Source organism: Modestobacter sp. SYSU DS0511 (assembly GCF_054050755.1).
This window is the reverse complement of sequence record NZ_JBJGZY010000010.1, coordinates 91364-114202: the sequence shown is the minus strand read 5'-3', so window position 1 is coordinate 114202 and position 22839 is coordinate 91364. Positions and strand designations below refer to the sequence as shown.

The window sequence follows — 22839 nt, the reverse complement described above, 5'->3', positions numbered from 1 at the left end:
CCCCCCCCCCCCCCCCCCCCCCCCCCCCCCCCCCCCCCCCCCCCCCCCCCCCCCCCCCCCCCCCCCCCCCCCCCCCCCCCCCCCCCCCCCCCCCGGCGAGGTCGTCCCGGCCGGCCGGAGGGCCGGCACCAGCCGCTCCGGCGCCCCGTCGTGACCTGGTCGTGACCGGTTTCGTGACCCGCCCGTGACCCGCGCCGCGCTGCCTTCCGGACCCTCTCCGGACGGAAGCGGAGAGGCCGCTCGACGGGGCCAACTTCTCTCCCGTACGGCGGAAGCGGCGGGCCTGGTGTGGCCCCCGCCACGGGAGATTGGCACCAGAGCAGTGAGCCCGGTCACTGGACCCGCTCACTGCAGCAGCACCGAGGCTCACCGGCGAACGGCCGGATCCGCGCAGCCAACGACGCCTTCTGAAGCGGGAGCACCCACGTGAGACGAATGATGAGACTGGCCCCGGTCGCCGCGGCCCTGATGCTGGTCACGGCCTGCGGTGGCGGTGACGGCGGTTCCACCACCGGGAACAACGGTGGGAGCGCAGCGGCCGCCGGCGAGCCGGTGCGCGGCGGTGAGATCACCGTGCTGGAGGACGCGGCCTTCGCCGGCTCCTGGCCGGCCGGCCTGGACCCCGCCACCAACACCACCGGCGGCTCGAACATCGCGATGAACCAGGCGATCTTCGGTGGGCTGTTCCTGCTCACGGCCGACGACGACGGCTCCAACGCCGAGGTCACCCCGAACCAGGCGGAGAGCTACGAGATCTCCGAGGACGGCACGCAGTTCACCATGACGCTGCGCGAGGGCATCGAGTTCAGCGACGGCACGCCGCTGGACGCCGAGGCCGTGCGCTGGAACTGGGAGCGCGACCTCGCCAACCCGTGCACCTGCAAGCCGACCTGGGAGCTGGCGGAGAACGGGATCGAGGTGCTCGACCCGCTGACCGTCCGGCTGACGTTCGCCCAGCCGTACCCGGCGGTGCTGGCCTCCTTCCCGGCCGCCAACGTCAACTGGATCGCCAGCCCCACCGCCGTCGAGGCGCAGGGTGAGGACGACTTCGCCATCAACCCCGTCGGCGCCGGCCCGTTCACCGTCGTCTCCAACCAGCTGAGCTCGCGGCTCGAGCTGACGAGGAACGAGAACTACTTCAAGGAGGGTCTGCCCTACCTCGACGGGCTGACCTTCCAGTCGATCGGCGGCGACCAGCCGGCCTACCAGGCGCTGCAGGCCGGTCAGGCGCAGGCCTACGAGGGCCTCAACACCACGCCGCTGCTGGAGCAGGCGCAGGCCAGCGACCAGCTGCAGGTCACCATCCAGCCGGCCACCTCGCCGTACGTGATCCAGCTGAACACCGCGATCGCGCCGTTCGACGACGTCAGGGCGCGTGAGGCGATCTACCGGGCGACCGACTTCGAGGCCATCAACCAGGGCATCTTCGGCGGCAACTACGACGTCAGCCAGAGCTTCACCGGCCCCGGCGGCAAGTTCTACGAGCCGGAGGTCGAGGGCTACCCGGAGCACGACCTGGACCGGGCCACGGAGCTGGTGGAGGAGCTCGGCGGGCTGACCGTCCGGCTCGGCACGATCAGCAACTACGTCGCCACCCAGATCGTGACCGCCCTGCAGACGCAGTGGCAGGAGGCCGGGATCGACGTCGAGATCAACGACTACCAGCTCTCCGGGGTCATCTCGGAGTTCACCGGTGGTCAGTGGCAGGCGATGCTGCAGACCGCCGGCGCCTGGGACCCGGCGGCCGGCGTCGGTGTCGGCTTCCGGTTCTCCTCCGGCGTCCCCTACAGCGGGGTGAACGACCCGGAGCTGGACCAGCTGCTGGAGGACGCCGCGGCCACGGTGGACGAGGACGAGCGGGCCGACCTCTACCGGCAGGCCGGTGAGCTCATCGCGGAGAACTTCTACGCACCGTTCGGCCTGGCGTTCGCGCCGGCCAACCTCGCGGTGCAGGGGGTGCACGGTCCGGGTCTGACCACGAAGATCCCGGCGATCCTGGTGAACTCCGGGGTCATCTGGGACGAGGTCTGGCAGGAGCAGTGACCACGGCCACCAGCGCTCCGCGGGTCCCGGCCTCCCGGGACCCGCGGGTCTCCCCGCTCAGCCGGGTGACCGGCTCGCCGATCCTGCGGCTGGTCGTCAAGCGGCTGTTGATGGCGATCCCGATCATGCTGGGCGTCACGATCCTGACGTACTGGGTGCTCAGCCTGATCCCCGGCAACGCGGCCCAGCAGCTGCTGGGCCCCGAGGCCACCGCGGAGGACATCGCCCAGCTCGAGGCGCAGCTGGGGCTCAACGAGTCCGGCGTCTCCCGGTACCTGGACTGGCTGGGCGGCGCGCTCACCGGCGACCTGGGCAACTCGATGGTCAGCCGGCAGCCGGTCAGCGACATCCTGGCCAACCGGCTCCCGGTCACCGGCGAGCTCGTGGTGCTTGCCTTCGTCGTCTCCCTGGCGCTGGCGATCCCGGTGGCGCTGCTCGCCGCGTACAAGCCGAACGGCCTGATCGACCGGGTCAGCATGTTCATCAGCACCATGGGGCTCTCGGTGGCCAACTACGTGCTGGCGCTGATCCTGGTGCTGGTGTTCGCCGTCCAGCTCGGCACGCTGCCGGCCATCGGCTTCGTGCCGCTGTCCGAGGGCGTGTGGCCCAACCTGAGGGCGCTGATCCTGCCGTCGGCGGCGATCGGCATCCCGCTGTTCTGCTTCTACGCGCGCTTCCTGCGGGGCGACCTGGTCGACCAGATGCAGCAGGAGGAGTACGTCACCACCGCCCGCGCCAAGGGGATCGGGCCGTGGCAGGTGCTCATCAAGCACGCCTTCCGCAACTCGTCGTTCGGGCTGATCACCGTGGTCGGCCTCAACCTCGGGGCGCTGATCGGCGGCACGGTGATCATCGAGCAGATCTTCGCGCTACCGGGCATCGGCCAGATGCTGCTGCAGGCCATCAACACCCGTGACGTCGTCGTCGTGCAGGCCGCGGTGGTGATCTTCGCGCTGGTCGCGGTGATCGCGAACCTCGTCGTCGACCTGCTGTACGCCGTCCTGGACCCGAGGATCCGCCATGACAGTCGTTGAACCAGCGGCCGCGTCCGCCGTCGGCCCGGACGTCGACCTCGAGGAGGTCGAGTCCGGCCGCCGGCGGCGCCGCCCCGCCAACCTGGGCACCTGGATCCCCGCCGGGGTGATCGGCTTCATCGTGGTGGCCTGCTTCCTCGGGCCACTGCTGCTGGGGCTGCCCCGCCCGGTGGGCGGCAGCGTGCTGGAGAGCTACCTCCCGGCCGGCTCACCGGGCCACCTGCTGGGCACCGACCCCAACGGCAACGACATCCTGTCCCGGCTGCTGCACGGCGGGCGGGCGTCGCTGGTGATCGCGACCACGGTCAACGTGCTGGGGCTGGTCATCGGCGGCACGCTCGGCGCGCTGTCGGGCTACGTCGGCGGCCTCCTGGACACGCTGGTCATGCGCGTGCTCGACGTGCTGATCGCGTTCCCGTCGCTGGTGCTCACCCTGGCGGTCGCCCAGGCGCTCGGCCCGAGCATGACCAACACGATCTTCGCGCTGACGTTCTTCAGCATCCCGGCGGTGGCCCGCATCGCCCGGTCGGCGGTGCTGCGCCTGCGCGAGCAGCCGTTCATGGCGGCGGCCCAGCTGGCGGGGACGCCGGGGTGGCGGGTGCTGTTCAAGCACCTGGCCCCCAACATCGCCCCGCAGCTGATCACCTTCGCGATGCTCGGCATGGGCATCGTGATCATCATCGAGGGCGCCTTGAGCTTCCTCGGTCTGGGCATCCCGGCCCCGGCTCCCAGCTGGGGCAACATGGTGGCCGACGGCCAGCTCAGCCTCTCCGCGACGCCGATGCTCGTGGTCTGGCCCAGCCTGGCGCTGTTGGTCACCGTCCTGTCCTTCAACCTGCTCGGGGAGAACCTCCGGGCGCGATGGAGCGGTCGATGAACGGCGAGCGGACGGCGGCCCTGCGGGTCGCGGACACCCAGGTGACCTCGGGGGTGATCGCCTCGGACCAGCAGGCGGGCGCCACCGGCGTCCTCGGTCGGCCCGACCCGGTGCCGGGGGAGCCGCTGCTGCAGGTGTCGGACCTGCGGGTGCAGTTCACCCGCGGGGGCCGGTGCGTGCGGGCGGTCAACGGCCTGTCCTACGAGCTGGTGCCCGGCCGGATGATGGCGATCATCGGCGAGTCCGGCTCCGGGAAGAGCGTCAGCTCCCGGGCCCTGATGGGGCTGCTGCCGCCCACGGCGCAGATCACCGGCTCCATCCGGTTCGACGGGCGTGAGCTGCTCGGCCTCTCCGAGGGCGAGTTCCGCAAGCTGCGCGGCGGCGACATCGCCATGGTCTTCCAGGACCCGGCGCGGTCGCTGAACCCGACGATGAAGATCGGCGCGCAGATCGCCGAGGCGGTCCGGGCGCACTGCGACCTGGACAAGAAGGGTGTGCACGAGCGGGTGGTGGAGCTGCTCCGGCTGGTGCGGCTGCCGGCGCCGGAGCGGCGCTTCCACGAGTACCCGCACCAGCTGTCGGGCGGCATGCGGCAGCGGGTGATGATCGCCATCGCGCTGGCCGGTGAACCGCGGCTGCTCATCGCCGACGAGGCCACCACCGCGCTGGACGTCACCACCCAGGCGCAGATCATGGACCTGCTGGTCGAGCTGCAGGAGCGCCTCGGCATGGCGGTGATCATGATCAGCCACGACCTGGGGCTGGCGGCCAGCTACGCCCAGGACGTCGTGGTCATGTACGCCGGCCGGGCGGTGGAGCACGCGCCGACCCGCACCCTGTTCGCCAACGTGCGGATGCCCTACACGCGGGCGCTGCTCGGGGCGATCCCGGCGCTGGACCGGGAGCCGCACTCGCTGCTGCCGGTCACGCCGGGGCAGCCGCCGGACCTGTCGGCCCTGCCCAAGGGCTGTCCCTTCCGGCCGCGCTGCTCGAACGCCACCGACCGGTGCGTGGAGCAGCCCGCCCTCATCGAGCACGAGCCCCAGCACTCCTGGGCCTGCTGGCACCCCTGTGGCACCGAGAACGGAGAGCAGCGATGACCGCCGTCGACGAGCGGATGGCGGGCGAGCAGGTGGAGGCCAAGGCGCCCCTGCTGCGGGCCCGCGACCTGGTGCAGGAGTTCCCGGTGCGCGCGGCCGGCGGGGTCAAGGGCGGCGTCGTCCACGCGGTGTCGAACGTGTCCTTCGACATCTGCGCCGGGGAGACCCTGGGCGTGGTGGGGGAGACCGGGTCGGGCAAGTCGACGCTGGCCCGGTCGGTGATCCAGGCGCCGCGGCCCAAGTCCGGCACCGTGGAGTTCCAGGGCCAGGACCTGATGACGCTCAAGCGGCGCGACCTCAAGGACGCCCGCCGGCAGATGCAGATGGTCTACCAGGACCCGTTCGGCTCGCTGAACCCGCGCTGGCGGGTCACCGAGCTGGTCGAGGAGCCGATGATCGGCTACGGGGCGGGGAACGCCGACTGGCGGCGCGCCCGGGTGGCCGAGCTGCTGGACCTGGTCGGCCTCGACCCCTCGTCCTACGGCAAGCGGCGGCCGCACGAGCTGTCCGGTGGCCAGTGCCAGCGGGTCGCGATCGCGCGGGCCATCGCGCTGAACCCGGCGCTGATCATCTGCGACGAGGCGGTCTCCTCCCTCGACGTGCTGATCCAGGCGCAGGTGCTCAACCTGTTCGAGAAGCTGCGCCGCGAACTGGACCTCGCCTACCTGTTCATCAGCCACGACCTGGCGCTGGTGAAGCAGGTCAGCGACCGGGTCGCGGTGATGTACCTGGGGCAGCTCGCCGAGGTCGGCCCGGCCGAAGGGATGTACCGGCAGCCGCTGCACCCGTACACGGCGGCGCTGCTGGACTCCATCCCGCGGGTCGACGCCGCCACCGGTCTGGCACACCGGCCGACGGCGCTGCCCGGGGAACCGCCGTCGCCGATCGACCCGCCCAGCGGGTGCAGGTTCCGCACCCGCTGCCCGAGGGCCCAGCAGCGCTGCGCGGACGAGGCGCCGCAGCTGCGCGAGCTGCGGCCCAGGCACCAGGTGGCCTGCCACTTCCCGCTCGACGGGCTCGAGGAGAGCCTCCACCGGCCGGCCGGGGCCACGGCGGTTCCCCCCACGGGGCCGGCCACGCCGGCGAGCTGAGCCGGGTCCGCTGAACCGCACGAGGGGGCGTCCGCCACGCGGCGGGCGTCCCCTCGTCGGTCGCCCCCCGGCCGGTTAGCGTGACGGGGACCACGTCAGCGGCCGGCAGCGCAGCCGGCCCCGGCCACCGGGAGCCGCCATGCGCGTGCCCTTGACCACCCGTGACTTCCTCGACCGGGCGGAGCTCGCCTACGGCGACCGGGTCGGCGTCGTCGACGAACCGGCCCAGCCGGCCCCCTCGCTGGGCCGGACCACCCACCGCGAGCTGGCCCGCCGGGCCCGTGCCGTCCAGGCCGGCCTCGACGCGCTCGGGGTGGGGGAGGGCGAGCGGGTGGCGGTGGTCAGCCACAACTCCGCCCGGCTGCTGGAGCTGCTGCACGCCGTCCCCTCCTCGGGGCGGGTGCTGGTGCCGGTCAACTTCCGGCTGCAGGCCGAGGAGGTGCGCTACATCGTCGACCACTGCGGCGCCGAGGTGCTGCTGGTCGATCCCGAGCTCACCCCCGCCCTGGACGGCATCCGGGCGCGGCACCGCTTCGTGCTGGGGGAGGACTACGACACCGGGCTGCTGCGACCGGACACCGAACCGCGCCCCTGGGCCGAGCCCGACGAGGACGCCACCGCCACGATCAACTACACCAGCGGCACGACGGCGCGGCCCAAGGGCGTGCAGCTGACCCACCGCAACGTCTGGCTCAACGCGGTCACCTTCGGCATGCACATGCAGGTCAGCGACCGCGACGTCTACCTGCACACCCTGCCGATGTTCCACTGCAACGGCTGGGGGCTGCTCTACACGGTGGCCGGGCTCGGCGGCACCCAGGTGGTGCTGCGCAAGGTCGACGGCGCGGAGATCCTCCGCCGGGTCGAGCAGCACGGCGTGACCCTCATGGCCGGAGCACCGGCGGTGTGGAACGCGGTGCTCGACGCGGCCGCCGAGTGGGACGGCCCCGTCCCGGGGCGGGACCGGGTGCGGATCGTCGTCGCGGGCGCGCCGCCGCCGTCCCGGACGATCGCCCGGGTCACCGACGAGCTGGGCTGGGAGTTCAACCAGATCTACGGCCTCACCGAGACCTCGCCGCTGCTCACCGTCAACCGGCCGCGCGCCGAGTACGACGGGCTGGACGCCGAGGAGCGGGCGCGGGCGCTGTCCCGCGCGGGCGCGCCGGCGCTGGGCACCCGGATCCGCACCAGCGACAGCGGCGAGGTGCTCGCGCAGGGCAACACCGTGCTGGCCGGCTACTGGGCGAACCCGCAGGCCACGGCCGACGCGCTCGACGGCGGCTGGTTCCACACCGGCGACGGCGGCACGGTCGACGACGACGGCGTGCTGACCATCTCCGACCGGAAGAAGGACGTGATCATCACCGGCGGGGAGAACGTCTCCTCCATCGAGGTGGAGGACGCGGTCTTCAGCCATCCCGCCGTCGCCGAGGTCGCGGTGATCGGGGTGCCCGACGACCGGTGGGGCGAGATGGTCACCGCGCTGGTGGTGCCCGCCGAGGGGGCGCAGGTCACCGAGGCCGAGATCATCGCCCACTGCCGCAGCCGGCTGGCCGGGTACAAGACACCCAAGCGGGTGGAGTTCCGCCCGGCCATCCCGCGCACCGCGACCGGGAAGGTGCAGAAGTTCAAGCTGCGCCAGGCCTACGGGGATCCCCAGGACCGCCAGTAGATGGACCCTGCTGCCCTCCGCAGCAGAGCCGTGCCAGCACGTCACCTGGCGCCGGCGCCTCACCCCGAGGGGGGAGGTGACCCCGGCGAGCTCAAGGCGTTCACCCGATCCGGTCGATGACCCGGTCGAGAGCACACCCGGACGGGTGTGCCTGGACCGGTCGAGACCGGCGCCGATCCCTGGTGCCGGGCAACGCGAGGAGTCGGGGCAGTGCGCCAGCGGGTCGGAACGAAGCTCAGCACGCGGGGACGCCGGGTGCCGCGCGTCCTCGGGGTCGCCGCAGCGGTGGTCGTGTTCCTGCTGGTCGCCCCGGCGGCGGCCTCGGCCGCGCCGGCCGACCCGGGCGACGCCCGGATCAGCGCCGCCGAGCGCGCACGGCAGGACGCCGCCGCCCAGGTCGGCGCGATCACCGCGCAGCTCGCCCAGGCGGAGGCCGATGCGGCCGCCGCCTCCGCGGCCGCGCAGATCGCGCTGCAGGACTACGAGGAGGCGCAGGCCGCCTACGAGCAGGCGCGCGCCGAGGCCGACGCCGCTGCGGCCGCTGCCGCGCAGGCCGTCGCCGAGCTGGCGCAGGGCGAGGCGGAGGTCGCCGCCTTCGCCCGGGCGAGCTACATCCAGGGCAGCACCTCCTCGGGGATGATGGCGCTGCTGTCGTCCGGTGGGCCGGCGCAGCTGCTGGAGCGGGCCGCCCTGCTCGACGCGGTCGGCGAGCACCGCACCGACGTCGTCGCCGAGCTGACCGTGCTGCAGGAGCAGTCCGCCGCGGCCGACGCCGTGGCCCAGCGGGCCGTCGGTGCGGCCGACGGGCTGCAGCAGGAGGCGGCCACCCTGCTCGCCGGCGCGCAGCAGCAGGAGGTCGCCGCGCGCGCCCAGGCCGCCGCGCTGATCGAGCAGCAGGACGCCGTCGAGCAGCAGCTCAGCGCGGCACAGCAGACCCTCACCGGGCTGCAGGACGCCCGCGCCGCGGCCCAGGCGTACGCCGAGCAGCAGCGCACCGCCGCGGCCCGCGCCCCGGCCGCTCCGCCGCGGAGCACCCCGGCCGGAGGCGCGTCCCCGGCCGGGAGCTCGTCCGGCGGTTCCTCCCCGGGTGGCAGCTCGCCCGGCGGCTCGTCGTCCGGGGGTGGGTCGTCGCCCGGTGGGGGCTCGTCCTCCGGGGGTGGTTCGTCCTCCGGCGGGGGCGGCACCGCCCCGGTCGACGGGACGACGGCGGGTGCGCCGTCCGGCTCGGCGGTGCAGACCGCGATCGCGGCGGCCCGCAGCCAGCTCGGCGTCGCCTACTCGTGGGGCGGTGGCGGCAGCAAGGGCCCCAGCTACGGGATCCCGCCGGACGCCGGCGTGTGGGGCTTCGACTGCTCGGGGCTCACCGAGTACGCCTACGCCCAGGCGGGCATCCGGATCGGTGGCACCAGCCGGGAGCAGTACAACCGGCTGAGCGCCCACCGGGTCGCCGTCGGCGACCTGCAGCCGGGCGACCTGCTGTTCTGGGACGACGGCCGGGCCAACCCGACGTCGGGGGCGATCGTGCACGTGGCGCTGTACATCGGCGGCGGCCAGATGATCGAGGCGCCGGACCGGGGCCAGACGGTGCGGATCTCCTCGGCGCGCACGTCGAGCTCGACGTACTTCGGCGCGGTGCGGCCGACCGGCTGAGCGGGTTGCCGGACCCGGAGGGAGAAGGGCGTCGGGCAGCCACGGGGGGAGCTGCCCGACGCGAGGCTCAGGCTAGCAGGGCGGGGAACGCAGAGGGGGCTCTCCACTCCGGTGGATGGAACGACCGGACCACCCCGCCGGGCACCACGTGACCCGGGTCGCGACCGGTGCGGGTCGGGGCCCCGCGCAGCTGCTTGTAGGACACTGGCCGGGTGACCGCCGCCAGCAGCGCGCCCGCCCAGCAGCAGCCCACCCCGCCCTCCGTCGACGCCGCCCGGCTCGAGCGCGCGCTCTTCGAGATCAAGCGCGTCATCGTCGGCCAGGACCGCCTGGTCGAGCGGATGCTGGTCGGCCTCCTGGCCCGGGGGCACGTGCTCCTCGAGGGCGTGCCCGGGGTGGCGAAGACGCTGGCCGTGGAGACGCTGGCCACCGTCGTCGGCGGGCACTTCTCGCGGCTGCAGTTCACCCCCGACCTGGTGCCGGCCGACATCGTCGGCACCAGGATCTACAAGTCCGGGCAGGACTCCTTCGACACCGAGCTCGGCCCGGTGTTCGCCAACTTCGTGCTCGCCGACGAGATCAACCGGGCGCCGGCCAAGGTGCAGTCGGCGCTGCTGGAGGTCATGGCCGAGCGGCAGGTGTCCATCGGCGGGGTCACGCACAAGCTGCCCGACCCGTTCCTGGTGCTCGCCACGCAGAACCCGATCGAGAACGAGGGCGTCTACCCGCTGCCCGAGGCCCAGCGCGACCGCTTCCTGCTCAAGGTGCTCGTCGACTACCCGAGCCCGGAGGAGGAGCGGGAGATCATCTACCGGATGGGCTCGGTCCCGCCGGTCGCCGAGCGTGTGCTCGACCCCGACGACGTCCGGCGGCTGCAGAGGACCGCCTCGGAGGTGTTCGTCCACCACGCACTCGTCGACTACGTCGTCCGGCTGGTGGTGGCCACCCGCGCCCCGGTCGAGCACGGCATGCCCGACGTCGCCGGCTGGGTGTCCTACGGGGCCAGCCCCCGTGCGTCACTGGGCCTGATCGGGGCCAGCCGCGCGCTCGCGCTGATCCGCGGCCGCGACTACGTGCTGCCGCAGGACGTCCTCGACGTCACCGGCGACGTGCTCCGCCACCGGCTGGTGCTCTCCTACGACGCGCTGGCCGACGGTGTGCCGGCCGACCACGTGGTCCGGCGGATCGTGGAGAGCGTGCCGCTGCCGCAGGTCACCCCCCGGCAGCGGGCCGGTGGCTTCGGTCCCGGCGCGCCCGGCGGCCCGATGGTGCCCGGCTTCGGCCCGGCCGGTCAGCCGCCGCAGGGCCCGCCGCCCGGCTGGGGCCAGCCGCAGGCCCAGCAGCAGCCCGGCCCGCAGGGCTGGGGGCAGCCGGGTCAGGGGCAGCCGCAGCAGGTCGGTCCGCAGGGCTGGGGTCAGCCCCCGGCGCCCAACGGTCACGACTTCCCCGGACCGCAGGCCCCCGGGCAGCAGGGCTCCGGCTCGACCGCGGCGCACGGTGAGCGGCCCGACGGCGCCGGGCGGCAGCGCGGGTGACCGGCGTCCCGGCGTCCCCGCCGGACCGCGGCGCTCCGCCGCACTTCGGCAGCGGCCCCTCGCAGGTGCTGCTGCGCCGGCTGGAGCTGACCGTGCGCCGGCGGCTCGACGGCCTGCTGCAGGGCGACCACCTCGGCCTGGTGCCCGGCTCGGGCAGCGAGGCCGGCGACTCCCGCAGCTACCACCCCGGCGACGACGTCCGGCGGATGGACTGGCCGGTCACCGCGCGCACCCAGGTGCCGCACGTCCGGGAGACGATCGCCGACCGGGAGCTGGAGACCTGGGCGGTGGTCGACCTGTCGGCGAGCCTGGACTTCGGCACCGGGCAGTGCGAGAAGCGCGACCTGGCGATCGCCGCGCTGTCCGCGGTCAGCCACCTGACGGTGCGCGGCGGCAACCGGCTGGGCGCGATCGTGACGACGGGGGAGCGGGTCGACCGGTACCCGGCGGCCCCGGGGCGGCTGGCCGCCGACCGGCTGCTGCGCTCGGTGGTCGCCACCCCGCGCGCGTCCGGTGGCCGCCGCGGTGACCTGGCCGCCGCGCTGGAGCTGCTGCGCCGGCCGCAGCGCCGCCACGGGCTGGTGGTGGTGATCTCCGACTTCCTGGGCGACGCCGAGTGGGAGCGGCCGCTGCGCGGGCTGTCCGCGCGGCACGAGCTGCTCGCCGTCGAGGTGGTCGACCCGCGGGAGCTGGAGCTGACCGACGTAGGGCTGCTCACCGTCGTCGACCCGGAGAGCGGGCGCACCCTGGAGGTGCCCACCGGTGACGCGGCGTTCCGCCGGCGCTTCGCCGAGGGCGCGGCCGCCCAGCGCGCGGAGATCGCCGCCGGGTTGCGCCGGACGGGGGCGGCGCACCTGCGGTTGCGCACCGACCGCGACTGGCTGGCCGACGTCGTCCGTTTCGTGGCAGACCGCCGGCGCGCCGGCTCTGGAGGAGCTTCCCGATGACCCTGCAGTCGCCGCTGTGGCTGCTCGCCCTGCTGGCCGTGCTCGCCGTCGTCGGCCTGTACGTGGTGCTGCAGCTGCGCCGGGCCCGGTACGCCGCCCGGTTCACCAACGTCGCGCTGCTCGGTTCGGTGGTGCCCAGGCGGCCGGGGTGGCGCCGGCACGTCGCCTTCGGCCTGGTCGCGCTGGGCCTCGGCGTGCTGGTGTTCTCCCTCGCCCAGCCCAGCACGGAGGTGCGGGTGCCGCGGGAGCGGGCGACGGTGGTGATGGCGGTCGACGTGTCGCTGTCGATGCGCGCCACCGACGTGGAACCCGACCGGTTCCAGGCGATGCAGGTGGCGGCCAAGCAGTTCGTCGACGTGCTGCCGACCCGGATCAACCTCGGGCTGGTCGCCTTCGCCGGCACGGCCAGCACGCTGGTCACCCCGACCACCGACCGCGGGGAGGTGCGGACGGCGATCGACAATCTGGAGCTGGCCGAGGCGACCGCCATCGGGGAGGCGGTGTTCACCTCGCTGACCACGATCAGCAACTACCAGGCGTCGCTGGAGTCCGAGGGCGAGTCGGTGCCGCCGGCGCGGATCGTGCTGCTGTCCGACGGCTACAGCACCATGGGCCGCGACGAGACCCAGGCGATCGACGCGGCCAACGCCGCCGAGGTGCCGGTGTCCACGATCGCCTTCGGCACCGACTACGGCACGCTCGACCTCAACGGCGAGGTCGTGCCGGTGCCGGTCGACCGCGCGACGCTGGAGCAGATCGCCGAGGAGACCGGTGGCAGCTTCAGCCAGGCGGCGAGCGCGGCCGAGCTGGAGGCGGTCTACGAGGACCTGGGCAGCCAGATCGGCTACACCTCCGAGCTGCAGGACGTCAGCCCGTGGTTCGTCCGCGCCGGGCTGCTGTTCGCCTTCCTCGGCGTCGTCGGCTCGCTGCTCTGGACCAACCGCCTGCTGTAGCGTTCCGCCGCCTCGCGGCGCAGCGGCGGCTCGGCCCTATCCTTCGCGGCACGAGACGCCCGGTCCCGCGACGGGCTGCCCGGCGACGGAGGGAGCACGGTGCCGGAGTCCAAGCGGGTCACGCTGCGCGACGTGGCGAGGGAGGCAGGCGTCTCCACTCCCCAGGCCAGCCTCGCCCTCAACGGTCAGGGCCGGGTCGCCGCGAGCACGACCCGGCGCGTGCGCGAAGCGGCCGAGCGCCTCGGGTACCGGCCGAACCCGGTGGCCCGCGCTCTGCGCAGCGGTTCAGCGAGCAGCGTCGGGCTGGTCACCCGGAACCTGTCCAACTCCTACTTCCTCGACGTCCTGCGGGGCATGGAGGAGATCACCTCGGCGCAGGACACCAGCGTCGTCGTCATGGACTCCGGCTACGACGTCGACCGGGAGCTGGAGGCCGTCCGCCGGATGGCCGAGCACGAGGTGCGGGCACTGGCCATCGCGCCGGTGGGCAGCAGCGTCAGCGTCGAGTGGTGGCGGCAGAACCGCCCGGGCCAGCCGCTGGTCCTGATCAACGTGGCGCCGGCCGCGGGGGTGCTCGCGGTCGGGCCGGACAACGTCGCCGCGGTCGAGGTCGCGGTCGACCACCTGGCCGGGCTGGGTCACCGGCGGATCACCTTCGTCTGCGCGCCCGAGGGCGGCGTCGCCGACGACGACCGCACCGCCACCTTCACCGCGCGAACCCGTGAACTGGGCATCGAGGGGCTGGTGCTGCACACCTCGCTGCAGTTCGACGCCGTGCAGGCCGCGGTGGCCGGCCAGCTGGCCGACCCCGGCGCCCCCCGCACCTTCCTGATGAACTCCGACTACACCGCGTCCGCGGTCTACCGGGCCGCCCGGGCGGCCGGGCTGGTGGTCGGGCGGGACGTGAGCGTGGTCGGTCACGACGACATCCCCACCTCGGAGCTGCTGGCGCCGGCGCTGACCACGGTCGCCTTCGACCGCCGGGAGGTGGGCCGAGCCGCGGCACGGCTGCTGCTCGGACCTGGCGGGGAGGCTCTCGCGTCCCCGGTCCGGCTGCCCGTCGTCCTGCGGGTGCGGGACTCGGTGGCCGACCTGCGCGGGGACGATCCCGCCACCGGCAGGTGAACGGCCGCTGAAAGGTCGACGTTCTGGTGCTCCGTTCGTTGCCAAATCGATTTGCTCGCGGTGATGCTGCTCCCGCCACGCACACCGGCCGCGGATGCCCGCGGCGACGAGAGGAGCAGGTCGATGCACGTCGGACGCACAACCAGGGGGCTGCTCGCGGGCGTTGCGGCAGGTCTGGTGCTCACCGCCTGCGGCAACGCCGACACCTCGGCCGAAGAGCCGGAGCCGAGCCCGGCCGCCGCCTCCGGCACCGGCTCGGTCATCACCTACAACAGCCCGGCGGAGTGGGGCAACTACGGCGAGGTGCTCGCCACGTTCACCGAGAAGACGGGCATCCAGGCGCCCAACGACCCGAAGAACTCCGGGCAGACCCTCGCCGCGCTGCAGGCCGAGAAGGACGCGCCGGTTGCCGACGTGGCCTACGCCGGCATCGCCTTCGGCGACCAGCTGGTGCAGTCCGGCGTGCTCCAGCCGTACGCGCCGGAGGGCACCGACGGCATCCCGGCCGACCTGCGCGCCGAGGACGACAGCTGGTTCGCCGTGCACACCGGCACCATCGCGTTCATCGTCAACGAGGACCAGCTGGACGGCGCCCCGGTGCCGACGAGCTGGGCGGACCTGACCGGGCCCGAGTACGCGGGCAAGGTCGGCTACCTGGACCCCACCCAGGCGGCGGTCGGGTACTCGGTGGCCACCGCGGCGAACGAGGCCCTCGGCGGCAGCCTCGACGACTGGGGCCCGGGTCTGGAGTACCTGGCCGAGCTGAAGGCCAACGGCACGGTCACCCCGGCGCAGACCGCCACCGCGAAGGTCGCGCAGGGCGAGATCCCGATCCTGATCGACACCGACTTCAACGGCTACAAGCTCCGTGACGAGGGTGCCAACGTCACCGTGGTGATCCCCGAGGAGGGCAGCCTGCTGGTGCCCTACATCGTCGGTCTGGTCGACGGTGCGCCGAACCAGGAGAACGGCGAGCGGCTCCTGGACTTCTACTTCTCCGAGGAGGGGCAGCAGCTGTTCGCCAAGGGCTACATGCGCCCGGTCATCGGTGAGCTCCCGGCCGAGATGACGGCGAAGATGCTGCCCGACTCCGACTACGAGCGCGCCGGCACCGTCGACTACGTCCAGCAGGGTGAGGTGCAGCAGAGCTTCATCGAGCAGTTCAAGGCCGAGGTGGGCCAGTGACCCCTCGCCCCCGGGCGACCGGTGCCGCGGTGAGCACGCCCCGCTGGGCGTGGCTCGCCGCGGTGCCGGGGGTGGCGTTCCTGCTGGCCTTCGCGCTGCACCCGATCGTGGTGCTGATGCGGAACTCGCTCGGCCTGGGCCGCACCGGCCTGCACGAGCAGCCGGGGTTCTCGTTCCAGTTCTACCGGGACGTGTTCGCCTCGGAGACCGTCCGCAGCTCGGCGCTGACCTCGATCGGCGTCTGCCTCACGGCGGTGGCGATCACCGTCGTCCTTGCCGTCCCGGTGGTGCTGCACGCCGCAGCCCGCAGCGCCGCCGGGCACGACACCTCGCGGCTGGACGCCCTGTTCACCCTGCCGGTGGCGCTGCCGGGCACGATCATCGGCTTCTTCGCCATCGTGCTGATCGGCAACACCGGCCTGCTCGGGCTGTGGTTCGACCCGCTGGGCGGCATGTCCTACGCCATTCCGGGGCTGGTGGCGGCCTACGTCTACTTCTCGCTGCCCCGGGTGATCGGGCCGCTGCGCGGTGCCGCCGAGGCGCTGGACCCCGCGGTGCCCGAGGCCGCCCGCTCGCTGGGTGCGGGCCGGGTGCGGGTGCTGGCGACCATCACGCTGCCGCTGCTCACCCCCGCCATCGCCGCAGCGACCGGCACCGCACTGGCCATCGCCCTGGGCGGCTACGGCACCATCGCGGTGCTGTCCCAGGGTGTGCGGCTGCTGCCGCTGGAGGTCGTCGACCAGCTCAGCGCCGCCGGCTTCAACGTCGCCACCGCCTCGGCCACCGGTGTCGTCCTGGCCGTGCTGGCCTGCGGCTTCCTGCTGCTGGGCCAGGCGCTGTCGGCGCTGCTGACCCGCCGGGTCGCCCGATGAGGGCCGGCGCGGTGTGGACCCGGCTGATGGTCGCGGTCGTCGTGGTCCCGATGCTGGTCACGCTGGTGGTCGCCACCAGCGTCAGCTTCTCGACCGGGCCGTTCAGCGGCGGGATCACCTTCGACTGGATGTCGCTGGGGCTGGAGCTGCTGGCGCCCACCCTGCTGCGCAGCCTCCTGGTCGGCCTGACGGTGGCCGCCGCCAACCTGCTGATCGGCGGCCCGCTGGCGTGGTGGGTCGCCCGGACGACGGCCTGGCCCGGCCGGCTGGTGGGCTACCTGGCCAACCTGCCGCTCGCCGTCCCCGGGATCGCCGTCTCGGTCGCGCTGATCGGCACCTACGCCCAGCTGCGACCCAGCGGTCTCCTGCTGATCGCCGGGCACATCGTCTTCACGCTGCCGTTCACCCTCGCCGCGCTCGTGCCGGTGCTCGGCGCCGACCGGCTCGTGGAGTGCGAGCAGGTCGCCCGCAGCCTCGGCGCCTCCGTGCTGCGCCGGCTGGGCACGGTGACCCTGCCGTGGGCCCGGGTGGCGGTGCTGCAGGCCGCGGCCACCGCGTACGCGCTGAGCTACGGCGAGTTCAACATCAGCTTCTTCGTCAACGCGCCGGCCGCGCCCACCGCGCCGTTCGCCCTCTTCGACGCCTACGCCACCCGGCGGCTCGAGCTGGCGTCGGCGATGTCGATCTGGTTCATCGTCTCCCTGCTGCCCGTGCTCGGTCTCCTCGCCGCGCTCCGCGGGCGGCTCGTCGAAAGGTCCTCATGACCACCCGCCCCGGCCTGACCATCGACGGGCTCACCGTCCGGTACGGGTCCACCGACGCCGTCCGCGACGTCTCCCTCGCCGTCCCCGCCGGCCAGGTGCTGGCGCTGGTCGGCCCCAGCGGCTGCGGCAAGACGACGATCCTGCGCGCGGTCGCGGGCCTGATCGACGTCGCCGCCGGCCGCATCCTGATCGGCGAGCGCGAGGTGACCCGGGTGCCGGCGGCCCGGCGCAACGTCGGCCTGGTTCCGCAGTCCTACGCGATGTTCCCGCACATGTCGGTCGCCGCGAACGTGGCGTACGGGTTGCGGGCCCGGCGGACCCGGCGCGACGTCCGGGACCGCCGGGTCGCCGAGGTGCTCGACCTGGTGCACCTCACCGAGTACGCCCAGCGCCGGCCCGCCGCGCTCTCCGGTGGCCAGCGGCAGCGGGTCGCGCTGGCCCGGGCGCTGGCGGTCGACCCCGCGCTGCTGCTGCTGGACGAGCCGCTGTCGGCGCTGGACCCGCAACTGCGCGGCGGGCTGCGGCGCAGCCTGGCCGACAACCTCGCCCAGGCCGGCTGCACCACGGTGATCGTCACGCACGACCAGCAGGAGGCGCTCGCCCTCGGGCACACCATCGCCGTCGTCCGGGACGGGCAGGTCGTGCAGGTCGGCACGCCGGCGCAGCTGTGGAACGCCCCAGCCGACGAGTTCGTCGCCGACTTCCTCGGCTCCGGCCGGATGCTCCCGGCCCGCCGGGTGGGGGAGACCGTGCACCTGCTGGACGGGCGCTGGGTGGTGCCCGTCGCGGGCCTGGACACCGCCGGGTCCCGGCGGGGGGACCGGGTGCTGCTGCGCCGCGACTCGCTCGTGCCGGCCGAGCCGGACGCGCCCGGCGCCGTCACCGCCGTCGTGCGCCACGTCGAGTTCGCCGGCTCGCACACCCGGCTGCGCCTGGACGTCGGTGGCGCCGAGTTCGACCTGGAGCACCCCGGCGTCCTGCCCGCCACGCCGACCCTGAGCCTTGCTCCTCGACCCGGAGGGATCGTCCTGCTGTGACCGCGACACTCGAGGTGCTCGGCTGCAACGCCACGGCGCCCGGCGCCACCGGCGCCGCGTCCAGCTACCTGCTGCACGGCCCTCGCGGCACCGTTCTCGTCGACGCCGGACCGGGCTCGCTGCTGGCCTACGCGCGCGGCCACGACCTGGCCGACCTGTCGGCGATCGTCGTCACCCACCTGCACGCCGACCACAGCCTCGACCTGATGGCGTGGGCCTACCGCTGGACCTTCCCGGAGGTGCTGCCACCCATCCCGCTGCTGGTGCCGGCGGAGGAGCTGGGCCGGCTGCGGGCCTTCGACGACCTGTTCGGCATCCCGACGCTGCCGACCATGCGCGCCCCGATCGCCTCGGCCTTCGACGTCGTCTCGATGGACCTGGACGTCGGCACGCCACTGGACCTGGCCGGCTGGCGGCTGACCCCGCGCCGGGTGCACCACGCGGTGCCCTCGGCCGGGCTGCGGTTCGAGGCCGACGGTCGCACCGTGGCGTTCTCCTCCGACAGCGGCCCGTGCGCGGCGCTGATCGAGACCGCACGTGACGCCGACCTGTTCGTCTGCGAGTCCACCTACCTCGAGGCCGACGACGACGCCATCCACGGCCACGGCCACCTCACCCCGGAGCTGGCGGCCCAGGTCGCCACCGAGGCGGGTGCCGCGCACCTGCTGCTCACCCACTTCGCCGTCCCGGCCGAGGCGGAGGAGATGGGCCGGGTCGCGGCGCGCGTGTTCAACGGGCCGGTCACCGTGGCCCACGAGGGCCTGGTGCACGAGGTCTGAGCAGCGCCCCTCCCGCCGGGCCGTGCGGCTCGGCGGGAGGGGGCTCCGTCAGCGAGTGGGGTCGAGGGTGAGCTTGCCGGTGGTGCGGCGGGCGAGCAGGTCCTGGTGCGCCTCGCGGACGGCGGTCAGCGGGTACCGGCCGCCGCTGACCGGGCGCAGCGTGCCGGCGGCGACCAGCGCCAGCAGGTCGGTGATCGCGGCGTCGAGCATCTCCGGACGGCGGAAGCAGTGCGCCAGCCAGAACCCGGCGACGGTGCGGCTGGTGCCCATCAGCGCCTGCGGGTTGATCGGCTTGGGCGGCACCCGGCCCGCGGTGCCGTAGGCGGCGAGCCGGCCGAACGGGGCGAGCGCGGAGAGGGCGCCGTCGAAGACGGTGCCGCCGGTCATCTCCAGGACGACGTCGACCGGGCGGCCGCCGTTGGCCTCGCGCAGCGCGGCGGTGAAGGTCTTCGGGTCGTCGTCGGCGAGTGCCGGGTCGACGGTGGCGTCGGCGCCGAGTGACTCGGCGAGCGCGCGCTTCTCCGGGCTGGAGGCGGTGGCGATGACCCGGCCGGCCCCCCAGTGCTTGGCGAGCTGGACAGCCAGGGTGCCGACCCCGCCGGCGCCGGCGATCACCACCACGGACTCGCCGGGGGAGAGGTGGGTGGAGGTGCGCAGGAGGTGCCAGGCGGTGGCGCCCTGCAGCACGACGGCGAGGGCCTGCTCGTCGGTGACCTCGTCGGGCACCGGCCAGGTGAGCCGGGTGTTCGCTGCGACCTGCTGCGCGTAACCGCCGCCGGGCAGCAGCCCGACCACCCGCTGGCCGCCGCCGACCGGGGTGCCGACGAACTCCGCGCCCGGGACCAGCGGCAGCTCCTGCGGCGCGAGGTAGCTGTTCTCCGTCTGGTGGGTGTCGGCGTAGTTCACCCCCGACGAGGAGACGTCGTACAGCCGCTCGCCGTTCCCGGGGGTGGGGTCAGGCAGGTCGACGACGTCGAGGACCTCAGGGCCGCCGAAGCGGGTGATCTGCACGGCTCGCATGCACCTCAACTTAGGCGCATTGAGGACGAGGTCTGTGTTTCGCACGAAGCCGCCCCGTCGCCGAGGATGATCAGCGTTTGTGCTGCCTGGACACAAGCGGCGTGAGCCGACTAGGGCTCGGGCGCGAGGACGGGCCGACGCGAAGCCGCTGACCGGCGGTGCGCGCTGCGAACTCTCGATGAGAGCTCATTCGACTTGGGTTCAGCGCCCGGAGGAGGTCTTGTGTTCGGTCGATCACTGCGCCGCTCCACTGTCACAGCCTCGACGACCAACAGTAGGTCGATGGCCGGCTGCCGATGAAGGAACTCCTCGGCAGCGGGACGCGTACTACGAGCGGCAGAACGACTCCCGCTGGGAGGGCATGGGCCAGGGCGAGCGTGCCTGGAGCATGCTCCGAGACGGCCATTGGGTACCGCCGATCGATCGTTTGGGAGCAGCCGACCACGAGGCTGCCCTAGCAGGGCAGTACGTGCGTTCGCGCCCGGTGGTACCGGGCCTCAATTCGTGCCCGGTGGTACCGGGCCTCAGCCGAGACCAGGCGCCTGTGGTCGAGAAGGCCCGTCCGAGACCGCAGCTAGCCTGCTGCTGGCCGGGCGTCTCGAGATCGTGGCGCCGAGACACTGCCCCGGGGGATGCCCGATGCTGACGTTCAACGACCTGCTGTCTCTCGAGGGTGTCGATCCGGCGCAGGTCCGCCTGGTCCGGCACCAAGACAACCGGCTCAAGCCCGGACGGCTCTATGAGGCCTGGCGTAACGACCGACCCTCGTTCGACCGGTACCAGAGCGTCCAGCAGCGCGACGTGTTCGACGTGGGCGACCTGCTCGCCAGCTTCATCGTGACCGAGGCCCGGAAGACCGTGTTCGTCGGCCTGTACGAGGTCGCCGGTGTCCATCCCTGCCCGGCGGGCGCCGTCGACGCCCTGACCGGTGTGGACGTGTCTGGCTTCCACGGCTACGACCTGCGGCTGCTCGAGCAACTCGGCGACTACACCGACAAGGTCGTCATCGACTGGGGCGCTGGCACTCGGACCTGGGTTCAGCGAGCCGCCAACCAGCCCAAGCCGGTCCTGGAGATCACCGAGCAGTACGAACCCCGCTTCCCCGGGTTCCGCGAGTTCGTCCGACCGGTCGACGACATCCCCACCCTCCCGCACGGCTGGCAGCAGGTCCTGCGCGCCGTGAAGGGCGTGTACCTGCTGGTGGACGTCGAGTCCGGACAGCAGTACGTCGGCTCCGCGAAGGGGGCCGACAGCTTGCTCGGCCGCTGGCTGGAGTACGCGAACGGCGGTGACGGCGGCGACGTTCGCCTGAAGGCCGTCGCCCGCAGCGGCCGGCGTCGCTACCAGGTGTCAGTGCTGGAAGTCGTCGACGGCAACACCCCCGACGACACCATCGAGCAGATCGAGTCGTACTGGAAGTCCAAGCTGCTCACCCGGCGGTTCGGCCTCAACGCCAACTAGTCGTACTGATCGGCGAGCCGGCGTCACGTAGCCAGGCCGTCGTCATCCGAGCTGTGTTGCGCGACTCGCGGTGGTGCGTGTCGGCGAAGTTGACGCCGGCGGCGGAGACGTCGTAGACCTGCTGGCCGGGACCGGCCTCCGGCTCGGGGACGTCGACGACGTCCATGACCTCGGGCCCGCCGAAGCGGGTGATCTGCACTGCTCGCATGCCCTGAGGCTAGGACTTACCCGTCTTGGCCAGGGGCAGGGCCGAGGGCAGGGGCAGCGTCGGCCCGGTCACCGGCTCCGGACGCCTCCTCAGGAACCGAGTCCCGCTGCCCCTCCACGCGCCGGCGCGCGCGTACGAGGCGACAGTCCGGCCGAACGGGTGCTCCCAGGAGCTGGAGACCCGCTGTGAAGCTGACTCCTTCGCGAGTCGAGCAGCGCCTCGTCGTCCACTCCACCCCCTGGTGGCAGCGACGGGCGCGATGGGCGTCCCGGCTCGATCGTTCGGGACGTCCGATCGGGGACCTCAGGCCATCAGGCGGTCTGCGCCTCGCGGCGCGGGAGCACCCAGTCGGGCCGCACGTAGTGGCAGGTGTACCCGAAGGGGATCTTCTGCAGGTAGTCCTGGTGCTCCTCCTCGGCCTCCCAGAACGCTCCGGCCGGCTCGACCTCGGTGACGACCCTGCCCGGCCAGATGCCCGAGGCGTCGACGTCGGCGATGGTGTCGAGCGCGACGCGCTGCTGCTCGTCGCTGGTGTAGTAGATCGCCGAGCGGTAGCTGCGACCGATGTCGTTGCCCTGCCGGTCCTTCGTCGACGGGTCGTGGATCTGGAAGAAGAACTCCAGCAGGTCCCGGAACGAGATCACCTCGGGGTCGAAGACGATCTCGACGGCCTCGGCGTGGTCACCGTGGTTGCGGTACGTGGCGTTGGGGGTGTCACCTCCCGAGTAGCCGACGCGGGTGGACAGCACCCCCGGGCGCCTGCGCAGCAGCTCCTGGGCGCCCCAGAAGCAGCCGCCGGCGAGGATCGCGGTCTCAGTGGTCATGGCTCCTGCCTCTCTGCCGAGTACGCCGGGACAACACCGCGAGCGGTGCCGGTGCTTCCCCACGTCGGGGCGTCAGCGGGTGGTGACGGTTCGCCCAGCGCCGGACCCGCTCAGCCGGCTGATGGGCATGCCGCCGACGCGGACGGCCAGCGCGATCCGACGACCGCATGTCGGGATGACCTGCCGCGCACCGGGGCGAGCGTGCAGCGCGGCTCGTCAGCGGTGGAAGCCGACCACCCGCACCACACCGTCCCCGGTCCGGCCGTTGCACTGCGCGGCCGCCGCCTCGACCGCGGCCACGGTGGCGGCCGCGCGGGTGCACGGGAAGCCGTAGCGGGCCTGCACCCGGTCGCTCGCCTCGGTCATCGCCTGCCGGGTCAGCTCCACGAACACGGCCAGCGGGTACTCGGCGCCGGCGGTGAAGACGTCCTCCACCACCGTGGACGGCGAGTACAACGACTCCCGACTGCCGTCGGGCCACTCCACGTCCATCCGCACCTCGGGCACCCGTCCAGTCTGGTCGATCGGACAGGCGGTCCCAGGTGACTCGGGGCACCCCGGGCAACTGCGGCGAAACCCAAGGCGTGGACGGGCTCGATGTCGCAACGACATCTGTTTCCGGTCGTCACCACGGGGACACACGCCGGCACCAGCCTTCTCGC

Annotated in this window: 21 protein-coding genes; 17 read left to right on the top strand and 4 right to left on the bottom strand. The window is 73.4% G+C overall.

Going from position 1 to position 22839, the window contains the following annotated elements; genetic code table 11:
- Positions 1 to 438: 438 nt before the first annotated feature.
- The 16 genes from ACI783_RS07385 to ACI783_RS07310 all read left to right on the top strand — a co-directional run bounded on the left by ACI783_RS07385 (position 439) and on the right by ACI783_RS07310 (position 18664).
- A complete protein-coding gene (locus ACI783_RS07385; protein WP_457139829.1) occupies positions 439 to 2043 on the top strand; it encodes an ABC transporter substrate-binding protein in 1605 nt (534 codons plus the stop codon).
- Positions 2040 to 3077 carry an ABC transporter permease gene (locus tag ACI783_RS07380; protein WP_457082373.1) on the top strand — a complete coding sequence of 346 codons (1038 nt, stop codon included), beginning with the start codon at positions 2040 to 2042 and terminating at the stop codon, positions 3075 to 3077. Before ACI783_RS07385 ends, ACI783_RS07380 begins: the two co-directional genes overlap by 4 nt.
- Entirely contained in the window at positions 3064 to 3954 is an 891-nt protein-coding gene (locus ACI783_RS07375) for an ABC transporter permease (RefSeq protein ID WP_457139828.1), read from the top strand. Before ACI783_RS07380 ends, ACI783_RS07375 begins: the two co-directional genes overlap by 14 nt.
- Positions 3951 to 5054: an ABC transporter ATP-binding protein gene (locus ACI783_RS07370; RefSeq protein ID WP_457139827.1), complete on the top strand. Its 1104-nt coding sequence runs from the start codon at positions 3951 to 3953 to the stop codon at positions 5052 to 5054. Before ACI783_RS07375 ends, ACI783_RS07370 begins: the two co-directional genes overlap by 4 nt.
- Positions 5051 to 6145, top strand: coding sequence for an ABC transporter ATP-binding protein (locus ACI783_RS07365; protein ID WP_457139826.1), 1095 nt, complete (start codon positions 5051 to 5053; stop codon positions 6143 to 6145). Before ACI783_RS07370 ends, ACI783_RS07365 begins: the two co-directional genes overlap by 4 nt.
- 139 nt (positions 6146 to 6284) lie before the next feature.
- The gene (locus ACI783_RS07360; RefSeq protein ID WP_457139825.1) at positions 6285 to 7817 is read left to right on the top strand and encodes an AMP-binding protein; all 1533 of its coding nucleotides are present in this window, start codon (positions 6285 to 6287) and stop codon (positions 7815 to 7817) included.
- A gap of 255 nt (positions 7818 to 8072) precedes the next feature.
- The gene (locus ACI783_RS07355; protein WP_457139824.1) at positions 8073 to 9467 is read left to right on the top strand and encodes a C40 family peptidase; all 1395 of its coding nucleotides are present in this window, start codon (positions 8073 to 8075) and stop codon (positions 9465 to 9467) included.
- A 212-nt stretch (positions 9468 to 9679) separates the two neighbouring features.
- Complete coding sequence (locus ACI783_RS07350) at positions 9680 to 11002, top strand: AAA family ATPase (protein ID WP_457139823.1); 1323 nt, start codon at positions 9680 to 9682, stop codon at positions 11000 to 11002.
- Entirely contained in the window at positions 10999 to 11949 is a 951-nt protein-coding gene (locus tag ACI783_RS07345) for a DUF58 domain-containing protein (protein WP_457139822.1), read from the top strand. The genes ACI783_RS07350 and ACI783_RS07345 overlap by 4 nt, the downstream gene beginning before the upstream one ends.
- Positions 11946 to 12902 (top strand): VWA domain-containing protein, encoded by a 957-nt coding sequence (locus tag ACI783_RS07340; protein WP_457139821.1) that lies wholly within the window; start codon positions 11946 to 11948, stop codon positions 12900 to 12902. Before ACI783_RS07345 ends, ACI783_RS07340 begins: the two co-directional genes overlap by 4 nt.
- 99 nt (positions 12903 to 13001) lie before the next feature.
- On the top strand, positions 13002 to 14027 hold the full coding sequence (locus ACI783_RS07335; RefSeq protein WP_457139820.1) for a LacI family DNA-binding transcriptional regulator: 1026 nt from the start codon (positions 13002 to 13004) through the stop codon (positions 14025 to 14027).
- A gap of 123 nt (positions 14028 to 14150) precedes the next feature.
- The gene (locus ACI783_RS07330; protein WP_457139819.1) at positions 14151 to 15212 is read left to right on the top strand and encodes an extracellular solute-binding protein; all 1062 of its coding nucleotides are present in this window, start codon (positions 14151 to 14153) and stop codon (positions 15210 to 15212) included.
- Complete coding sequence (locus tag ACI783_RS07325; RefSeq protein WP_457139818.1) at positions 15209 to 16084, top strand: ABC transporter permease; 876 nt, start codon at positions 15209 to 15211, stop codon at positions 16082 to 16084. Before ACI783_RS07330 ends, ACI783_RS07325 begins: the two co-directional genes overlap by 4 nt.
- The gene (locus tag ACI783_RS07320) at positions 16081 to 16848 is read left to right on the top strand and encodes an ABC transporter permease (protein WP_457139817.1); all 768 of its coding nucleotides are present in this window, start codon (positions 16081 to 16083) and stop codon (positions 16846 to 16848) included. The genes ACI783_RS07325 and ACI783_RS07320 overlap by 4 nt, the downstream gene beginning before the upstream one ends.
- Complete coding sequence (locus ACI783_RS07315) at positions 16845 to 17885, top strand: ABC transporter ATP-binding protein (RefSeq protein WP_457139816.1); 1041 nt, start codon at positions 16845 to 16847, stop codon at positions 17883 to 17885. The genes ACI783_RS07320 and ACI783_RS07315 overlap by 4 nt, the downstream gene beginning before the upstream one ends.
- On the top strand, positions 17882 to 18664 hold the full coding sequence (locus tag ACI783_RS07310) for an MBL fold metallo-hydrolase (RefSeq protein WP_457139815.1): 783 nt from the start codon (positions 17882 to 17884) through the stop codon (positions 18662 to 18664). Before ACI783_RS07315 ends, ACI783_RS07310 begins: the two co-directional genes overlap by 4 nt.
- 48 nt (positions 18665 to 18712) lie before the next feature.
- Here ACI783_RS07310 and ACI783_RS07305 read toward each other — a convergent pair whose 3' ends face one another.
- Positions 18713 to 19684 (bottom strand): quinone oxidoreductase family protein, encoded by a 972-nt coding sequence (locus ACI783_RS07305; RefSeq protein ID WP_457139814.1) that lies wholly within the window; start codon positions 19682 to 19684, stop codon positions 18713 to 18715.
- Positions 19685 to 20323: 639 nt separating this feature from the next.
- Between ACI783_RS07305 and ACI783_RS07300 the strand changes: the two genes are divergently transcribed.
- Positions 20324 to 21145 (top strand): GIY-YIG nuclease family protein, encoded by an 822-nt coding sequence (locus ACI783_RS07300; protein WP_457139813.1) that lies wholly within the window; start codon positions 20324 to 20326, stop codon positions 21143 to 21145.
- Here ACI783_RS07300 and ACI783_RS07295 read toward each other — a convergent pair.
- From ACI783_RS07295 to ACI783_RS07285, 3 genes are all read right to left on the bottom strand, one after another.
- Positions 21132 to 21353, bottom strand: coding sequence for a hypothetical protein (locus ACI783_RS07295; protein WP_457139812.1), 222 nt, complete (start codon positions 21351 to 21353; stop codon positions 21132 to 21134). The genes ACI783_RS07300 and ACI783_RS07295 overlap by 14 nt on opposite strands.
- 311 nt (positions 21354 to 21664) lie before the next feature.
- On the bottom strand, positions 21665 to 22177 hold the full coding sequence (msrA, locus tag ACI783_RS07290) for a peptide-methionine (S)-S-oxide reductase MsrA (RefSeq protein WP_457139811.1): 513 nt from the start codon (positions 22175 to 22177) through the stop codon (positions 21665 to 21667).
- 216 nt (positions 22178 to 22393) lie between these two features.
- Positions 22394 to 22684, bottom strand: a complete 291-nt coding sequence (locus ACI783_RS07285) for an MSMEG_0570 family nitrogen starvation response protein (RefSeq protein WP_457139810.1) — start codon at positions 22682 to 22684, stop codon at positions 22394 to 22396.
- Positions 22685 to 22839 lie beyond the last annotated feature (155 nt).

Excerpts from the sequence above, each read along its gene's own strand:
- ACI783_RS07385 (WP_457139829.1), top strand. The coding sequence starts at position 439 with ATGAGACTGGCCCCGGTCGCCGCGGCCCTGATGCTGGTCACGGCCTGC.
- ACI783_RS07320 (WP_457139817.1), top strand. The coding sequence starts at position 16,081 with ATGAGGGCCGGCGCGGTGTGGACCCGGCTGATGGTCGCGGTCGTCGTG.
- ACI783_RS07330 (WP_457139819.1), top strand. The coding sequence starts at position 14,151 with ATGCACGTCGGACGCACAACCAGGGGGCTGCTCGCGGGCGTTGCGGCA.
- ACI783_RS07300 (WP_457139813.1), top strand. The coding sequence starts at position 20,324 with ATGCTGACGTTCAACGACCTGCTGTCTCTCGAGGGTGTCGATCCGGCG.
- msrA (WP_457139811.1), bottom strand. The coding sequence starts at position 22,177 with ATGACCACTGAGACCGCGATCCTCGCCGGCGGCTGCTTCTGGGGCGCC.
- ACI783_RS07360 (WP_457139825.1), top strand. The coding sequence starts at position 6,285 with ATGCGCGTGCCCTTGACCACCCGTGACTTCCTCGACCGGGCGGAGCTC.
- ACI783_RS07305 (WP_457139814.1), bottom strand. The coding sequence starts at position 19,684 with ATGCGAGCCGTGCAGATCACCCGCTTCGGCGGCCCTGAGGTCCTCGAC.
- ACI783_RS07370 (WP_457139827.1), top strand. The coding sequence starts at position 3,951 with ATGAACGGCGAGCGGACGGCGGCCCTGCGGGTCGCGGACACCCAGGTG.
- ACI783_RS07375 (WP_457139828.1), top strand. The coding sequence starts at position 3,064 with ATGACAGTCGTTGAACCAGCGGCCGCGTCCGCCGTCGGCCCGGACGTC.
- ACI783_RS07295 (WP_457139812.1), bottom strand. The coding sequence starts at position 21,353 with ATGCGAGCAGTGCAGATCACCCGCTTCGGCGGGCCCGAGGTCATGGAC.
- ACI783_RS07340 (WP_457139821.1), top strand. The coding sequence starts at position 11,946 with ATGACCCTGCAGTCGCCGCTGTGGCTGCTCGCCCTGCTGGCCGTGCTC.
- ACI783_RS07315 (WP_457139816.1), top strand. The coding sequence starts at position 16,845 with ATGACCACCCGCCCCGGCCTGACCATCGACGGGCTCACCGTCCGGTAC.
- ACI783_RS07365 (WP_457139826.1), top strand. The coding sequence starts at position 5,051 with ATGACCGCCGTCGACGAGCGGATGGCGGGCGAGCAGGTGGAGGCCAAG.